The organism is Aliiroseovarius sp. D2-2 (assembly GCF_055809455.1).
This window is the reverse complement of sequence record NZ_CM147913.1, coordinates 1,627,046-1,642,543: the sequence shown is the minus strand read 5'-3', so window position 1 is coordinate 1,642,543 and position 15,498 is coordinate 1,627,046. Positions and strand designations below refer to the sequence as shown.

At 55.5% G+C, this 15,498-nt stretch carries 13 protein-coding genes and 1 pseudogene; 10 read left to right on the top strand and 4 right to left on the bottom strand.

The window, feature by feature from the left end; genetic code table 11:
* Window positions 1–40: 40 nt before the first annotated feature.
* Both AC0L6A_RS08075 and AC0L6A_RS08070 read right to left on the bottom strand, forming a co-directional pair.
* A complete protein-coding gene (locus AC0L6A_RS08075) occupies window positions 41–1,294 on the bottom strand; it encodes an ABC transporter substrate-binding protein (RefSeq protein ID WP_473289117.1) in 1,254 nt (417 codons plus the stop codon).
* Window positions 1,295–1,316: 22 nt separating this feature from the next.
* Entirely contained in the window at window positions 1,317–2,210 is an 894-nt protein-coding gene (locus AC0L6A_RS08070) for an N-acetylmuramic acid 6-phosphate etherase (protein ID WP_473289115.1), read from the bottom strand.
* Window positions 2,211–2,370: 160 nt separating this feature from the next.
* Between AC0L6A_RS08070 and AC0L6A_RS08065 the strand changes: the two genes are divergently transcribed.
* The 4 genes from AC0L6A_RS08065 to nagA are packed head-to-tail and all read left to right on the top strand — an operon-like array spanning window position 2,371 to window position 6,206.
* Complete coding sequence (locus AC0L6A_RS08065) at window positions 2,371–3,267, top strand: glucosamine kinase nucleotide-binding domain-containing protein (protein ID WP_473289114.1); 897 nt, start codon at window positions 2,371–2,373, stop codon at window positions 3,265–3,267.
* Window positions 3,254–4,009 (top strand): GntR family transcriptional regulator, encoded by a 756-nt coding sequence (locus tag AC0L6A_RS08060; RefSeq protein ID WP_473289112.1) that lies wholly within the window; start codon window positions 3,254–3,256, stop codon window positions 4,007–4,009. The genes AC0L6A_RS08065 and AC0L6A_RS08060 overlap by 14 nt, the downstream gene beginning before the upstream one ends.
* 26 nt (window positions 4,010–4,035) lie before the next feature.
* Entirely contained in the window at window positions 4,036–5,067 is a 1,032-nt protein-coding gene (locus tag AC0L6A_RS08055; RefSeq protein WP_473289110.1) for an SIS domain-containing protein, read from the top strand.
* Window positions 5,064–6,206 (top strand): N-acetylglucosamine-6-phosphate deacetylase, encoded by a 1,143-nt coding sequence (gene nagA, locus AC0L6A_RS08050; RefSeq protein ID WP_473289108.1) that lies wholly within the window; start codon window positions 5,064–5,066, stop codon window positions 6,204–6,206. The genes AC0L6A_RS08055 and nagA overlap by 4 nt, the downstream gene beginning before the upstream one ends.
* 243 nt (window positions 6,207–6,449) lie before the next feature.
* Here nagA and AC0L6A_RS08045 read toward each other — a convergent pair whose 3' ends face one another.
* Window positions 6,450–7,196, bottom strand: coding sequence for a gamma-glutamylcyclotransferase (locus AC0L6A_RS08045; protein ID WP_473289106.1), 747 nt, complete (start codon window positions 7,194–7,196; stop codon window positions 6,450–6,452).
* 353 nt (window positions 7,197–7,549) lie between these two features.
* On the opposite strand from AC0L6A_RS08045, the gene AC0L6A_RS08040 reads away from it, so the two are divergent.
* The 6 genes from AC0L6A_RS08040 to AC0L6A_RS08015 all read left to right on the top strand — a co-directional run bounded on the left by AC0L6A_RS08040 (window position 7,550) and on the right by AC0L6A_RS08015 (window position 14,989).
* Complete coding sequence (locus AC0L6A_RS08040; RefSeq protein WP_473293426.1) at window positions 7,550–8,926, top strand: aminotransferase; 1,377 nt, start codon at window positions 7,550–7,552, stop codon at window positions 8,924–8,926.
* A 4-nt stretch (window positions 8,927–8,930) separates the two neighbouring features.
* Complete coding sequence (locus tag AC0L6A_RS08035; protein WP_473289104.1) at window positions 8,931–10,115, top strand: M24 family metallopeptidase; 1,185 nt, start codon at window positions 8,931–8,933, stop codon at window positions 10,113–10,115.
* Entirely contained in the window at window positions 10,115–11,272 is a 1,158-nt protein-coding gene (gene argE / locus AC0L6A_RS08030; RefSeq protein ID WP_473289102.1) for an acetylornithine deacetylase, read from the top strand. Before AC0L6A_RS08035 ends, argE begins: the two co-directional genes overlap by 1 nt.
* A gap of 573 nt (window positions 11,273–11,845) precedes the next feature.
* Window positions 11,846–12,835, top strand: coding sequence for a taurine ABC transporter substrate-binding protein (locus tag AC0L6A_RS08025; RefSeq protein ID WP_473289100.1), 990 nt, complete (start codon window positions 11,846–11,848; stop codon window positions 12,833–12,835).
* A gap of 88 nt (window positions 12,836–12,923) precedes the next feature.
* Complete coding sequence (locus AC0L6A_RS08020; RefSeq protein ID WP_473289099.1) at window positions 12,924–13,730, top strand: ATP-binding cassette domain-containing protein; 807 nt, start codon at window positions 12,924–12,926, stop codon at window positions 13,728–13,730.
* A complete protein-coding gene (locus tag AC0L6A_RS08015; RefSeq protein ID WP_473289098.1) occupies window positions 13,727–14,989 on the top strand; it encodes an ABC transporter permease in 1,263 nt (420 codons plus the stop codon). The genes AC0L6A_RS08020 and AC0L6A_RS08015 overlap by 4 nt, the downstream gene beginning before the upstream one ends.
* Window positions 14,990–15,176: 187 nt before the next feature.
* Here AC0L6A_RS08015 and AC0L6A_RS08010 read toward each other — a convergent pair.
* Window positions 15,177–15,412: pseudogene (locus AC0L6A_RS08010) on the bottom strand (IS3 family transposase); the annotation flags it as partial.
* Window positions 15,413–15,498: the final 86 nt, after the last annotated feature.

Here is a 15,498-nt window from a genome sequence, read left to right as displayed (position 1 = left end):
ACGCCACACAGGCGTCCGGGCAATTTGCAGCAAAGAAAGGTTACTGCTGCGGTGCGTACCAGCTGGCAAGACCGTCTTGCAGCTTCTGGCTCAGCTCTTCTGGGGTGCCAGCACCTTTGATGGCGGCAACGGATGCGCCCCAGGTGTCAGTTTCCAGGTTCGGCGTTCCGCGCGACAAGATCTGATAGGTCGATCGGATTGTGCTCTCACACTCGCCACGCCAGCCGATGATTTCCTTCGCCAGTGGGTCTGCCATTTCAACCGGTGTGCTGGACAGCGGGAAGAAGCCGGGCAGCGCGTTGCCGAAGATCGACGCAAACTCAGGACTTGCAACCCATGACAGGAAGGTCTTGGCGGCGTCTGGATTGGCAGTCTTGGCGTTCATTCCGATACCGATATCGGTGTGATCCGAGATATAGCAGGTGTCGCCTGCGTTCTGGACTGGCGGCTTGAAAGCGCCCATTTCGAAATCAACCAACGCGTTGAAACCCGAGATTTCCCACGATCCAGCCGGATACACAGCGGCACGGCCCAGCGTGAACAGGTTCTGGCTGTCTGGATATGTTTGGGCTTCGAACCCGTCACCCAGATAGCTGCCCCATTTGGCCAGCGTCGCATAAGGTGCAACCCACTGCGGGTCCGTCAGCTTCTGTTCGCCTTTGATCAGCGCCAGACGACCCTCTTCACCTTTCCAGTAGTTCGGACCGATGTTGTTATACCCCATCGTCGCGGCTTCCCACTGGTCGTTGGTGCCCATCGCCATCGGGATATACGTGCCGTCTTCCTTGATCTTATCAAGCGCTGCGAAGAACTCGGCTTCGGTGTTTGGTGCTTCGATGCCCAGCTCAGCAAAGGCGTCTTTGTTGTAGATGAAGCCGTGGATCACCGATGCCATCGGCACGCAGAAGCTGGCCGATCCATCGTCCGTTTGCCATGCAGATTTCGCCACATCCGAGAAGTTGCCCATGGCTTCCATGCCGCCCAAATCCGCCAGGTGACCAGCATCATACAGCGCAAGCGACGCATCGAACGGGCGACAGGTGATCAGGTCGCCGGCAGAACCCGCGTCCAACTTGGAATTCAGCACCGCGTTGTACTCCGCAGGAGCCGACGGTGTGAAATTTACCTTGATGCCGGGGTGCTTAGCTTCGAAAGCGGGAATGATTTTGTCCTGCCACAAGGTCAGGTCATCGTTGCGCCAGCTTTCGATGGTCAGCGTGACGTCCTCGGCATAGGCCGTGGTCGCGACAAGTGCCGTACCAGCAAGGGCCAGTGAGATAATGTTGCGTTTCATATTTTCCTCCCAAAGGTTTTGATTATTGGTTCTTAAGTTTCTCCAACACAGGGCGAAGGTGCCCTTTGCTGGCAGTCAGTTGGGTCTGGGCGTCTTTTAAGTTGCCCACACCGGATGCGATTAGTATGGCGGATTTCACGGCCCCGCTTGCAAGCTTCAAAGCGTCAACAGCAGTGGCCTCATCCACGGCGGCGATCTGCGCTACGATACCATGCGCGCGCTGCTCAAGCTTTGCATTGTCTGCGGTCAGATTGACCATCATGCCATCGTGCACGTGACCAAGTTCAACCGCCATAAGCGTCGACAACATGTTCAACGCAATCTTCTGCGCTGTCCCTGCCCCCATGCGGGTCGAACCCGACAAGATCTCGGGTGGTGAGGCCAGAAGGATGGGATAGTCGCTTAGGGTCAACAGCTCTGCGCCATCATTGTTGGCGATGCCAATCACTGAAGCCCCTACCGATTTTGCGATGCGCGCAGCTTCATTCGTGTAAGGCGTTGAACCGCTGGCCGAAACGGCGATCACCGTATCGTCCGCACCGATCCCAGCCAGGCTTTCACGGATTTCGTCGGTTTCATCTTCGGTCCCGCCGGGCATTTCTGCGCCCGTGGGAAGTCCGCCAGCCATGTGAATACGGATTTGCGTGGGCGGGATTGAGAACGTTCCGCCAAGCTCCATCGCGTCAGCAGCGGCCATCAGGCCTGATGATCCTGCGGCGACATAGTGCAGCGTCGCGCCACGGGAAATACTGTGCGCCATTGAACGGCTTGCTTGGGCAATCTGAGAAGCCGCCGCATCAACGCTGGATGCCGCAGCACCCTGCCCTTGCGACAATAGCAAAGCAATCTCGGACAATGGGCGGCGATCAAGCCCCAGCGCCATGTCATGCAATTGTTCCGTGACCCTTAACGACACGCGATTCCCCCCAAGGTTTGGTAAATAACATACCTTTTAGATACCATTTGTCTACCATTTAGTTCCACACGACCCAAAACACGTCAAATCCCCAGCTATTACGGTGAATTTCGCCAATTCCACCTTTTAAAGCGGGCAAAGGTATTATATAGGTATCAATATGAATCGTATGCCAACCCAAACCAACCCTCCCGTTCTTGCCATTGATGGCGGCGGAACCCGTTGCCGCCTTGCTGTGCGAAACGGTGACAAGGACATTGTGGTTGAGGTCGGGTCAGCCAATGTCACCACGAATTTTGACGCCGCAATTTCCGAATTGAAGCGCGGGCTGACGCTGCTGGGCAATCAAGCCGGATTAACGCTGGATGAAATAATCGAACTGCCTGCCTATGCCGGACTGGCTGGCGTGGCGGGCCCCGAGATTGCACAAAAGGTTGCACACGCCCTGCCCTTTTCGCACATCCGCGTTGAGGATGACCGCCCTTCCGCGCTGCAAGGCGCGTTAGGCGCACGCGACGGCGTGGTGGCGCATTCCGGCACCGGATCATTTGTGGCGGCACAGATAAACGGCACGCGTAAGTTTGCCGGCGGATGGGGCCCCGTGCTTGGCGACCCTGCATCTGCACAATGGGTTGGGCGGCGCGGCCTGTCCATCACACTTGAAGCTGTTGATGGCACAGTCCCGCACAGTGACCTGTCACAGCACTTTCTGGACGTGCATTCAGGCGCGGCAGGTATCGTCGCTTTCGCCTCGACTGCCCGTCCTGTTGATTTTGGCGCGCTGGCCCCAACAATCACAAAGCATGCTGCCGCAGGCGATGCGCTCGCCCAGAAAGTCATGCATGAGGCAGGACAATGCATTGCGGATGTTCTACCCGTTCTGGGCTGGACCCCCGGCATAGCGATCTGCTTGACCGGTGGTATTGCCCCGCATTTCGAACCGTATCTGCCAGACCAAATGCAAAGCTGCATCACAGCTCCTTTGGGACACCCCCTGTCCGGAGCCTTGTCTTTGGCACAGGAATTTAGCGAGGAGATCACCAATGAATGTCTCTGATTTCCTCGACCCTCAGGGCTGGATGGGTCAACGATCTGGCCCGCGCTATGTACAACTTCGTCGTCGTCTGGAAGACGCGATCGACAAAGGTATCCTGCCCCCAGACAGCTCACTTCCGCCTGAACGTGAGATAGCCGAGATCACCGATCTTTCACGCGTCACCGTACGCAAAGCCATTCAAGAACTGGTGAAGTTGGGGGTTGTCGAACAACGGCAAGGATCCGGATCCTTCGTGCGCGCACCCGTCGCGCGGGTTGAACAATCACTGTCGCATTTGACGTCATTTACCGAGGACATGAAGCGGCGCGGGTTGCAAACCACCTCGCGCTGGCTGGAACGCGGTGTCTTTATCCCGTCGCCCGAAGAGGTGCTTACCCTAGGCCTTGCAGCCGGAGACTCGGTCGCCCGCATTTATCGTCTGCGTGAGGCTGGCGGACAACCGATGGCGCTGGAGCGGGCATCGCTGCCTTTGGACATCCTGCCAAACCCGATCGAGGTCTCGCGATCCCTTTACGAAGTGCTGGAACAAAACGGCAATCGCCCTGTGCGCGCGGTGCAGAAGATCTCAGCCATCAATCTGGACCCTGACGACGCCGATCTTTTGGGTGTGGCCGAGGGGACAGCGGGACTGAGCATACAACGTATCTCGTACCTAGAAAGCGGCCGCGTGGCCGAATTGACCCGATCCGTATATCGCGGCGACGCCTATGACTTTGTGGCCGAACTGCGCCTATCGAACTGACTTGAAAAACATGAAAGCTGCCTGACATGTCACACGAAACGTCTACGCGCATGCGGCGCGAAATTAACGAGATCCCCGACGCTGTTGAACGACTTCTGACTGAGGGGCGCGCGGGTGTTCTGGCCACCGCAGACGAAATTCGCGCTCGTGATCCTCGGTTCCTGTTGTCCGTGGCGCGCGGGTCGTCCGATCACGCAGCGACGTATCTGAAATATGTCAGCGAGCTGCTGCTTGGACTGCCCATGGCGTCCGTCGGCCCATCGATCAAATCCATTTATGGCGTCGATGTCGCAGGCGAAGGATCGCTGTGCATATCAGTGTCTCAGTCGGGGCAAAGCCCCGACATCGTGCGACTGACGGAAGCTTTCGCCAAGACCGGGGCCTATACCGTAGCCATCACAAATGATGAAACTTCACCCTTGTCACAGGCCACCGCAGCAACCCTGCCGATCCATGCCGGACCAGAGCTGAGCGTTGCAGCGACCAAAACCTTTGTCACGTCCCTTGTGGCCGGCGTGTGGTTGCTGGCACAGATCAAAGAAGACGAGGGCTTAATCAAAGCGATACACGCCCTGCCCGGCCATCTGCAGAAAGCAACAAAATGCGACTGGTCCTCTGTGGTTGAAGCTGTGGATGGACGGTCCCTGTTTACCCTTGGGCGTGGGCCCAGCTGGGCGATTTCGAACGAAGCGGCGTTGAAGTTTAAAGAAACCTGCCAAATCCACGCCGAAAGCTATTCGTCCGCCGAGGTGCTTCACGGCCCTGTTTCCATTGTCGAACCGGGCTTCCCCGTGATCGCTTTCGCCGCCCGTGATGCGGCCGAAGACAGTGTGGCCGAAGTCGCTGATGCATTGGCAGAAAAAGGCGCGCTGGCCTTCGCAACGTCAGATCGCGTTAAAAGCGCCACCTGCCTTCCCCATGTTCGAACGGATCATTGGATTACCGATCCTGTGGCCTCGATCGTCTCGTTCTATGGAATGGTTGAAACCGTAGCGGCCCGACGCGGAATAAATCCCGATACGCCGCGCCATCTGAAGAAAGTGACAGAAACGGTATGACCTTGGATGTGGTGACATTTCGTGGTGGACGCGTCTTTGATGGCGTTCGCTTCCATGACGATCACGCCCTCTGTTTTAAAGGTGGGAATGTTGCGGGTTTTGGTCCCAATGACACCTTGCCGGACCGGGGCGAGGTCATCGACCTGTCTGGTGATATCCTTAGCCCCGGCTTCGTTGATCTTCAGATTAACGGTGGCGATGGGATCATGCTGAACGACGCCCCAACTGTCGAAACGCTACGGCGCATGTCCCGCGCGCACCGCGGGCTTGGGGTCACACAATTCCTACCAACTTTGATCACCGACACGCCTGAAAACACCCGTGCGACGATCAATGCGACGATCGACGCCATTCACAAGGGCGTTCCCGGCATTGCGGGGCTTCACCTTGAAGGCCCTCATCTGTCGGTCGTGCGCAAAGGTGCCCATGATGCCGATCTCATCCGGCCCATGGATGCCCAAGACCTTGCCGTTTTGATCGAGGCAGCGCGCGCCCTGCCCTGTCTGAAAGTGACGATCGCACCTGAGAACGTGTCTGAGGCGCAGGTCACAGCCCTTACGGACGCAGGTGTTCTGGTGTCCCTTGGCCACAGCGATGCGGACTATCAAACCTGCCGACGGTATTTCGACGCCGGTGCCCGCTGCGTTACGCACCTGTTCAACGCCATGAGCCAGCTTGGAAATCGCGAACCCGGCCTTGTTGGGGCCGCCCTTTCCTGCGGAACCGTGGCGACGGGACTAATTGCCGACGCCATTCATGTGCATCCAGAAAGCATCCGCGCCGCTTGGGCTGCGAAAACCGGACCAGGACGCATCTTTCTTGTCAGCGACGCGATGGCGGTGGCCGGATCAAACGCCACGTCGTTTCAACTAAACGATCGAACGATTTGCCGCCAAGATGGTCGCTTGACGCTTGAGGATGGCACATTGGCGGGGGCCGATCTGGATTTGATCACGGCAATCCGCGTGATGGTTGAACAGGTCGGCATCCCCCTTGAAGACGCTTTGAATGCTGCGACCCACACACCTGCAGCGTTGATCGGGGCACCACAGATCAGTCCTAACAATCCCACCAGCCGACTGACCGACTTGATCCGCATCTCAGATGATCTAAGCAAGATTGCCCTTCTGCAGCCTTAGTTCAGCGCGAGATGAATTCACCAGCTTCACCCGGTGATCAACTTGAATTCGTTTCGACTACGGGGCGTTAGATATCCGATCCGGAAATCTTGAGGTGAGCTCGAATGCGTTCATATGTGACCATTAAAGCGGCCTCTCTACCCTGCAAAGACCACGTCACTCAGCAAAATCGGCTGCAGATAATTCTCACAAGCTCAACCGGGACATCGCTGTGACGGTCGAAGAATGGGACCGATGTATTCATCAGCCATCCTTATTGCGTTGGTTGCTAGAGATATACGCGTCAACTTCTCTTAGCAGGGTTGTGCATTCCGCATCGTCAATCCCGAGATGGGTTAATTGTTGCACGATCTTAGCAAGATAGTCGTAACTTGATCCCAGAAAACCGGTACCTGTTGCTATCCACAGGACCTGATCAGACCTTTCGATATCCGGTAGCATTTCATCGGACGCGTGGTCAGCGACAAAGGAAAACACCTTTATTTCCTCCTGTCCGTTTTGCGCGGGAATGAATGTTGGAATGTAACCTGGCCCGATTAACTCGCGCCGAAACAGGATTTCCGTCTCTGTTTCAACGTCTTTTTCCGCAATCCGGTAAGCAAAACCTTCACACCCGTCCCCATCATCAAGCGCGGCCATCAAACCGGGAGCATCTTTTGAGCCCCGCGCGCCCCTATCTTCCTTAAGGATAAACTTGCGAGCATGGTTGGGGGCATACACCCGCCGCACCTCTTGGAATCGCAAAGCAGGGTCCCACATAAGCGAACCATAGGCGAATATCCAAAGATCGCCGGAGTGGTGCCCTAGAGCCTTGGCTCTGATCGCATCACGCTCCGCGTCTGTATGGCTCCAGGGACGAAGTTCTTCAAGTTGCGGGTGCTCTTTGAGCAAGTCATCAAGGCTAAACCCCCGAAAGAACGAGCTTTCACTGCATGCAATTTTATCCCGCAATTCTGGATGGTGAACGAATGGGTCAAGCATTTTGGTCATGGCACCCCTTCAGACCTAGACGTGGCTCTATGCTGGTCCGGCAGGACAGACATCAACCATTGGACGCCATCTTCGCGGATGCAAGCGTATGCCGCAACCATGCTACCCAACTTTTGAAGCTCATGGCGAAGCCGGAAACGTTCGAGCCAAATCAATCTCCCTCCAGATTTTCGTTGCTCTTGATGGATAAGCCGTGGTTGAGTTTGCGTACACCTTGGCAATAAAGGCATTGCGCGCTGCTGCTTGGGGACGGAGCCGGTTTGCTCATGGTCTGGGTCGTGATGACCCTCAGCGCACAACGGGTTCCCTTGAAAATCATCTGGCGGCGCGCCGCCACTGCCAAAGGGTCAGACATGCTGCATAACGACAATCTTGAACAATGGGATCGCGAGAACTTCTTCCACCCCTCAACACATCTTGCCGACTTTGCGCGCGGAGATATCCCCCACCGCATCATCACCGGGGGCACAGGCTGCCATATCGAAGATCGTGACGGCAACCGGTTGTTGGATGCATTCGCCGGGCTTTATTGCGTCAACGTCGGCTATGGCCGATCTGACATCGCTGATGCCATCGCAGATCAAGCCCGCGAGCTGGCATATTATCATTCCTATGTCGGTCACGGCACAGAAGCGTCGATCACGCTGGCCAAAATGGTGCTGGACCGTGCGCCGGATCATATGTCCAAGGTTTACTTTGGCTTGTCTGGGTCGGACGCGAACGAAACCAACATCAAGCTGATCTGGTATTACAACAACATCCTTGGCCGTCCCGAGAAGAAAAAGATTATCTCGCGTTGGCGGGGATATCACGGGTCGGGTCTGATGACGGGATCGTTGACGGGGCTAGAGCTGTTTCACAAAAAATTCGATCTGCCCTTGGCACAAGTGATCCACACCGAAGCACCATACTATTTCCGCCGCAGCGACATGGGGCAAAGCGAGGCAGCGTTTACGGCCCATTGCGTGGCCGAGCTGGAGGCAATGATCCACCGCGAGGGTGCAGATACGATTGCCGCCTTCATCGGTGAACCCGTGCTGGGGACTGGCGGCATTGTGCCCCCACCCGCAGGCTATTGGCCCGCAATCCAAGAGGTGCTGGACCGTCACGATATTCTGCTGATCGCAGACGAGGTTGTGACGGGTTTTGGGCGGTTGGGGACAATGTTTGGCTCTGACCACTACGGGATGCGTCCCGACCTGATCACGATTGCCAAGGGTTTGACGTCCGCATATGCACCCCTTTCTGGCTCGATCGTGTCAGACAAGATGTGGGCTGTGCTAGAGCGGGGCACGGATGAGAACGGCCCGATTGGTCACGGCTGGACCTATTCCGCACACCCGATCGGCGCTGCGGCGGGTGTCGCCAATTTGGAATTGATCGACAAGCTTGGTTTGGTTGAAAACGCAGGCGATGTTGGCGGATACCTCAATACCCAAATGCGTGCCGCCTTGGCCGAACACCCCCATGTCGGCGATGTGCGCGGCGAGGGTATGATCTGCGCGGTCGAATTCGTTGCCGACAAAAGCAGCCGCAAGCTCTACGAGGCCGCCGACAAGATCGGGCCTCAAATCTCGGCCAAGTTGCTTGAACAGAATAGCATCATCGCGCGGGCCATGCCGCAAGGTGATATCTTGGGCTTTGCCCCGCCGTTCTGCTTGACCCGAAAAGAGGCGGATCAAGTGGTGGACGCGACGGTCCAAGCCGTCACAACCGTTTTAGGAGGGTAATAACATGACCACGAGCAATGCACCCTTTGATCGTTCTGAATATGATCGGCGTATCGCGAAAACCCGCGTGGCGATGGACGCCGTGGGGCTGGATGCGATCTTCGTCACTGATCCGTCGAACCAAGCATGGCTAACTGGCTATGACGGCTGGTCGTTTTACGTACACCAAGGTGTAATCCTGACGATGGAGGGCGAGCCAATCTGGTGGGGTCGCTACATGGACATGATGGGGGGACGGCGCACCTGTTGGATGGGCCACGACAACATCATCGGCTATGGCGACCACTATGTGCAATCAACCGAGATCCATCCAATGCAGGATTTGGCAACGGTCCTCAAGTCGCGCGGCCTTGAACATGCACAGATCGGCGTCGAGATGGAGAACTACTATTACTCTGCCAAGGCCCACGATGTTCTAACGAATGAGATGACTTCGGCCACGCTGATCGATGCCACCGCATTGGTAAATTGGCAGAGGTTGATAAAATCAGAGGCTGAAATAGGTTTCATGCAACGGGCAGCACGTATTTCTGAAAAGGTGGTTCAAACAGCGATTGATCGGGCAGAGGTCGGGGTGCGCAAGAATGATCTTGTGGCCGACATCATGCACGCAGGCATCACAGGTGTTGGGGACGACTGGGGTGACTACCCGGCCATCTTGCCCCTGACGCCCTCGGGCCTAGATGCCACCGCCGCCCACCTGACGTGGGACGGCACGCCAATGCGAGAGGGTGAGGCGACGTTCTTTGAGCTCTCTGGTTGCTATCGACGTTACCACGCACCGCTTTGCCGAACCGTGTTTCTTGGCACCCCATCGGATGAGATGCGCCGTGCCGAAGCCGCGCAGATTGAAGGGATCGCCGCCGGCATTGATGCCGCCCGTGCTGGCAACCGGACTTGCGATATTGCAAATGCCTTTATGGGTGTCTTAGCCAAGTACGGTATCGAACGATCTGGGCGGATGGGCTATTCTATCGGCCTTAGCTATCCGCCAGACTGGGGCGAGCGGACGGCCTCGATCCGCAGCGAAGATACGACCGTTCTGGAACCGGGAATGGTGTTCCACTTTATGCCTGCGCTGTGGATGGACAGTTGGGGATTGGAAACAACCGAAACTTTGCTGATCACTCAGGACGGACCAGCCCAACCGTTCTGCGACATTGAACGCAAACTGTTTGTGAAGCCCTGATGCTTGATAAAACCAAGAGCATCCTGTCTGATCTGATCGCCTTCCCGACGGTATCGGCGGACAGCAATCTTGATTTGATCACCTATCTTGCTCAGCGGCTGGAAGACAGTGGCGCACAGGTTGACGTGATGCTTGATCCAAGTGGGCGCAAGGCCAATCTATTTGCCACCCTAGGCCCAATGAGAGACGGCGGCATTGTGTTGTCCGGGCACAGCGATGTGGTCCCCGTTTCCGATCAAGAATGGAACAGCGATCCATTTGAACTGGTTGAACGTGACGGGCGTCTGTACGGACGTGGAGCTTGCGATATGAAAGGGTTCATCGCGGCAACCATCGCAATGGCCCCACTGTTCGCCAAGAAAGTGCGCGACAGGCCTCTCCACTTTGCGTTCACATATGATGAAGAAACCGGCTGTATTGGCGCGGGAGAGCTTGTGCGGGACCTTGTTGATCGAGGGATCAAACCGTCGGTCGCGCTGATCGGTGAGCCGACAAATATGCGGATCATCGAAGGCCACAAAGGATGCCATGAATATAGCACCCATTTCCAAGGGCTAGAAGGGCACGGATCAGCCCCTGATCTCGGGGTGAACTCGGTTGAGATGGCAGTGCGCTATGTCACGCGTCTGCTTGAACTGCGAGCTGATCTGAAACAGATGGCACCCAGCGGCAGCCCGTTTGATCCGCCTTGGACCACGGTCAACATTGGGGCGTTGAACGGCGGACAGGTGCATAACGTGATCCCTGCCAAGGCATCAATCGATTGGGAAATGCGGCCCGTGCAACCAGATGATGCTACCTATGTAAAGGCCGCACTCAAGACTTATTGCGACGAGGTTCTTTTGCCATCGATGCGCGCCATTCACCCCGACGCCTCCATCACGACCGAGGTTGTCGGCGAAGTCGCGGGCCTTTTGCCCACAGATGAAAACGAAGCCCGCAAGATCGTGTCAGAACTAACAGGCGCAAACACGGCGGACGTGGTTTCATTTGGCACCGAAGCGGGATTATTCCAATCGCTTGGAATGGATGTTGTCGTCTGCGGCCCAGGTTCCATTGAACAAGCCCATAAGGCTGACGAGTTCTTAGCTGTGGATCAGTTGACCCAGTGCCTTAAGATGTTGGAAGGACTAGGTACTAAACTGGCCGTACAATAAATGAAATGTGGATCGATCATCGATAACCAAACTCTCGTCCGACTGAATACTATGCCTCAAAACAGTTTCGCATCACCCTAGCAGCGGGAAAGAATGGGTATACCCAAGCAAAGTGGAAAGAGACTTAGTTCTGAGGGAATGGCGCTGCTGTCAGACGAACCTGAGTTCGTCTCAATTGAGCCAATGTAGCAGTGTTTTATACCGTGCAGAGGCGTCGCCACTCAGCCAGAGAGGTGGTTGGACTCGCATGAAGCAGCATCTTCAAAGAAGGCCGCGATCCTGACTGAAGTGATAGTAATTGGATGCATGGAAGGTGGCGATTTTCTGCAAACTTCACGGCCGGCTGCTCAGGCTACGCGCCAACCTCGCAGCCTTGAGTAGTAAGGCGATGTGGCTCAAATAAAATTGTTGACGTAACATTGTTTCGCCTCCTACCGTCGTTGAGCAATTGTTTGTTGAACTAAAAAAGTGACTCTCAAATCTACAGAGAAAAGCACCGGAAGTATGTGCCTCTCTGAACCCAGTTTTGCGAAGCAGGATCAACCTGAACATTTTCCAACCGGAGGACTACGAATGAAATTGAAATCAAAGCTTCTTGGCGCGGCCGCAATGGCGATGCTTGGAAACACAGCAATGGCTGAAGATATTACTGTTGCGTATTTTCTAGAATGGCCAATGCCGTTCCAGTACGCGAAGGTTAAAGGCATGTATGACGAAGCCCTTGGTGGCACGGTCACATGGCGTAGCTTCGGGTCAGGCACAGAAATGTCTGCCGCAATGGCGTCAGGCGATGTCCACCTGTCGGTGAGCCAAGGCGTACCACCTTTCGTGGTTGCCGCCTCCGGCGGACAAGATCTGCAAATTGTTGACGTTGCCGTTAGCTATTCCGAGAACGACAACTGCGTCGTCGCAGAAGCGCTGGAAATCGACAAAGATTCAGCGGGCGAATTGGCTGGCAAAAAAGTTGCTGTCCCACTAGGAACCGCCGCGCACTATGGCTTCTTGAGCCAGATGAACCACTTTGGTGTCGACATCAGTACACTTGATATCGTCAACATGAATCCGCCTGAAGGCGCAGCCGCGCTGGCACAAGGTGCCGTTGATATGGCTTGTGGTTGGGGCGGTTCGCTTCGTCGCATGGTCGAGCACGGCAACGTGTTGCTGACCGGTGCCGAGAAAGAAGAACTGGGCATTCTGGTGTTTGACGCAACAACCGCGTCGGCTTCCTACCTCGCTGAGAACGGCGACACCGTGGCCAAGTTCCTGGCCGTCACAGCAAAAGCCAACGCAATGTGGGCTGATGCGGCAAACCGTGACGAAATGCTGCCGGTTATCGCACAGGATGCGGGTATGGATGTGGAAGCGACCGCTGCCACGATCGACACCTTCAAATTCCCAACAGTGGAAGAACAGCTTGGTGAAGCATGGCTGGGTGGTACCGCTCAGACCTTCATGAAGGGTGTCGCAGACGTGTTTGTAGCAGCTGAGTCAATTGACTCCGCACTCGACAGCTACGACGCAACAGTGAATACCGGCCCGCTTGAAGCTGCGGCCAGCATGTAAACTGTATGACGGTTGAATTGGCTGGCGGCGGACGTATTCCGCCGCCAGCTTTCGCCTACCAGCTCCTTAAAAACGAAAGGGGACCCCGATGAGTGGGATTTCCATCCAAGGCATTTCGATGCGTTTTGACCTTCCTGACGGAGGGTTTGTTCAGGCATTGGAAGATGTCTCACTTGACCTGAAAGAAGGCGAGCTGATGAGTGTGCTCGGCCCGTCGGGTTGCGGTAAGACGACACTTTTGAATATTGTCGCAGGCTTTCTGGCCCCTACAGGCGGTCAAATGGAACTGAACGGCCATCTGGTGACCGGACCCGATGCTGAACGCGGCATGGTGTTTCAGCAAGGCGCCCTGTTTGAATGGATGTCCGTGCGTGAAAACGTCAGCTTCGGCCCACGTATGCGCGGCAAGAAAGAAGCCGATTGGGGTGAAAACGTAGATCACCTTCTAGACGTCACTGGCTTGGGCGATTTCAAGGAAAAATCCGTTTACGAATTGTCGGGTGGCATGCAGCAACGTGTGGCTCTTGCCCGCTGCCTAGCCAACGATCCCGACGTGATCTTGATGGACGAACCACTGGGCGCACTGGACGCTCTGACTCGTGAAAAGATGCAAGGTCTGGTTCTGAAACTCTGGAAGGAGACGGGTAAGACAATTATCCTGATCACCCATTCAGTTGAAGAGGCACTGTTGTTAGGTGAACGCCTGATTGTAATGGCACCAAGACCCGGACGTATCCACAAAGAATACCGACTTCCCTTTGCAGATATGGGTGTTGATCGCGACCTGCGAGAGGTCAAGAAAGAACCTGAATTCGCAGAGAAACGCGAAGAAATCCTCAGCATGATCTGGGACATGGAAGAAGAAATCATGGGCCGCTCGGAGGATGCAGCATGATTATCCTTCTGATTTACATCGCAATTTTCGTTGTGGCGTTCTTCCTTGTGAAGGCCGTTGCAGCCCGCATGACAGCCCGAAGCGACTTTACCTCGCTTAAAACCGTGACGTTCGGCGACGAAAGCGCGGTCACAGCGAACCGCGCTGCTTCGTTCATATCTGTGCTGACGATCTTCTTGATTTGGGGCGCTTTTACTGGCTCAAGCCTTGTGCCAATTCACGCACCGGGTCCGTTCGAAGGTGAAACGACCTTCACCTATACAGCGTCCGACGGCAGCCAATCTGATGATGCGACCGTCTATGTTATGGTCGCGCGCCCCGGCGCGGAGGCTGTGGAGTCGCAATTTGAACCTGGTGACGGGTTTGCCAAAAACGACCAGACAGAAGTCGGCGCTTGGCGATCGGGATTGATCCGAGTCGACAAGAACGATGAGCTTGGTCGTGACGCAAACATGGCTGTCATCGCCATCGATGGTCAGGCCATTGCACCGGGCGAGACTGTTTCGGTAACGGACGGTAGCGTATCGATGACGCCGAAAGGCACATTATCTTTCGCCCCGACCAAAGGCTGGCAAATGGAGCCGATCTGGTTGCCGTCGCCTGAAGCCGTGGTGAAACGCACGATCGAGATTGCAGGATCTGGCTATCAGAACTTTACCTTGTGGGAGCATCTGGGTTGGTCTCTGGTCCGTGTTATCCTTGGCTTCGTCCTAGGTGCGATGGTGGGTATCCCACTCGGCTATGCCATGGGTCTTAGCAACTGGTTCCGTGGTTGGTTCGACCCGATTGTCGAATTCATGCGTCCTGTGCCACCTCTAGCTTTGATCCCTCTGGTGATCATTTGGGCCGGGATTGGCGAGGCCGGTAAGATCATACTGCTGTTCCTAGCGGCGTTGTGGATCATGACCATCGCTGCACGAGCGGGCGTGTCTGGTGTCAATATCACCAAAGTACACGCAGCTTATTCATTGGGAGCCTCAAAGCGACAACTCATGCAGCACGTGATTGTGCCGAATTCGCTGCCGGAAATCTTTACCGGTGCCCGCGTGGCAATGGGGGTTTGTTGGGGCACAGTTGTGGCCGCAGAATTGGTCGCCGCCGAAAAGGGGGCGGGTATGATGATCATGGTCGCCAGCCGCTTCCAACTGACCGATATCGTGATCATGGGTATTATCCTGATTGGTATCATCGGCTATGGCATCGATATCTTGATGCGCAAGGCTGAGAAGTGGCTCGTACCTTGGAAGGGTAAACACTAAAGCCGAAAAGCAACAACCCAAGCACAGGCTAGTGATGTGCTTGGGATCAACAACCTCTCCTCAGGAATCACACAGATAAAATTCCACGGTCCAAATACGTGATTGCTGATGGAGACAGTCATATCCGCCGTTATGTCGATTGAGGATGCTGTCAGACCAAGGCGATGTGAGGGGTTCAGTGGTTTCTCTGTGCGGCCACCGGTAGGATCAACTTGACCAACATCAGGTCTGACACAGCCCGACGCAGCCGATCATTCTGCTTCTGAAGCCGTTTAAGTTCCTTAAGTTGGTAGATTTCCGTACCACCCTATTACCCCGCAAGCGGTAGAACGTCTGTTCTGGTATCAGCACCTGACGGATTGCATCGACGCTGGACATTCCCTGCACACACTGCACCTCAACCCGCTGCAACTTCGTAACAATCTCTTCCGGCTTGTTTCGGTAGTTTCACTTCATTGATCCTTCGTTTCCTAACTAGATAGGCGGACCACTTCAGTGCGGGAGGATCA

Excerpts from the sequence above, each read along its gene's own strand:
- AC0L6A_RS08075 (WP_473289117.1), bottom strand. The coding sequence starts at position 1,294 with ATGAAACGCAACATTATCTCACTGGCCCTTGCTGGTACGGCACTTGTC.
- AC0L6A_RS08065 (WP_473289114.1), top strand. The coding sequence starts at position 2,371 with ATGAATCGTATGCCAACCCAAACCAACCCTCCCGTTCTTGCCATTGAT.
- AC0L6A_RS08060 (WP_473289112.1), top strand. The coding sequence starts at position 3,254 with ATGAATGTCTCTGATTTCCTCGACCCTCAGGGCTGGATGGGTCAACGA.
- AC0L6A_RS08055 (WP_473289110.1), top strand. The coding sequence starts at position 4,036 with ATGTCACACGAAACGTCTACGCGCATGCGGCGCGAAATTAACGAGATC.
- nagA (WP_473289108.1), top strand. The coding sequence starts at position 5,064 with ATGACCTTGGATGTGGTGACATTTCGTGGTGGACGCGTCTTTGATGGC.
- AC0L6A_RS08045 (WP_473289106.1), bottom strand. The coding sequence starts at position 7,196 with ATGACCAAAATGCTTGACCCATTCGTTCACCATCCAGAATTGCGGGAT.
- AC0L6A_RS08040 (WP_473293426.1), top strand. The coding sequence starts at position 7,550 with ATGCTGCATAACGACAATCTTGAACAATGGGATCGCGAGAACTTCTTC.
- AC0L6A_RS08035 (WP_473289104.1), top strand. The coding sequence starts at position 8,931 with ATGACCACGAGCAATGCACCCTTTGATCGTTCTGAATATGATCGGCGT.
- argE (WP_473289102.1), top strand. The coding sequence starts at position 10,115 with ATGCTTGATAAAACCAAGAGCATCCTGTCTGATCTGATCGCCTTCCCG.
- AC0L6A_RS08025 (WP_473289100.1), top strand. The coding sequence starts at position 11,846 with ATGAAATTGAAATCAAAGCTTCTTGGCGCGGCCGCAATGGCGATGCTT.
- AC0L6A_RS08020 (WP_473289099.1), top strand. The coding sequence starts at position 12,924 with ATGAGTGGGATTTCCATCCAAGGCATTTCGATGCGTTTTGACCTTCCT.
- AC0L6A_RS08015 (WP_473289098.1), top strand. The coding sequence starts at position 13,727 with ATGATTATCCTTCTGATTTACATCGCAATTTTCGTTGTGGCGTTCTTC.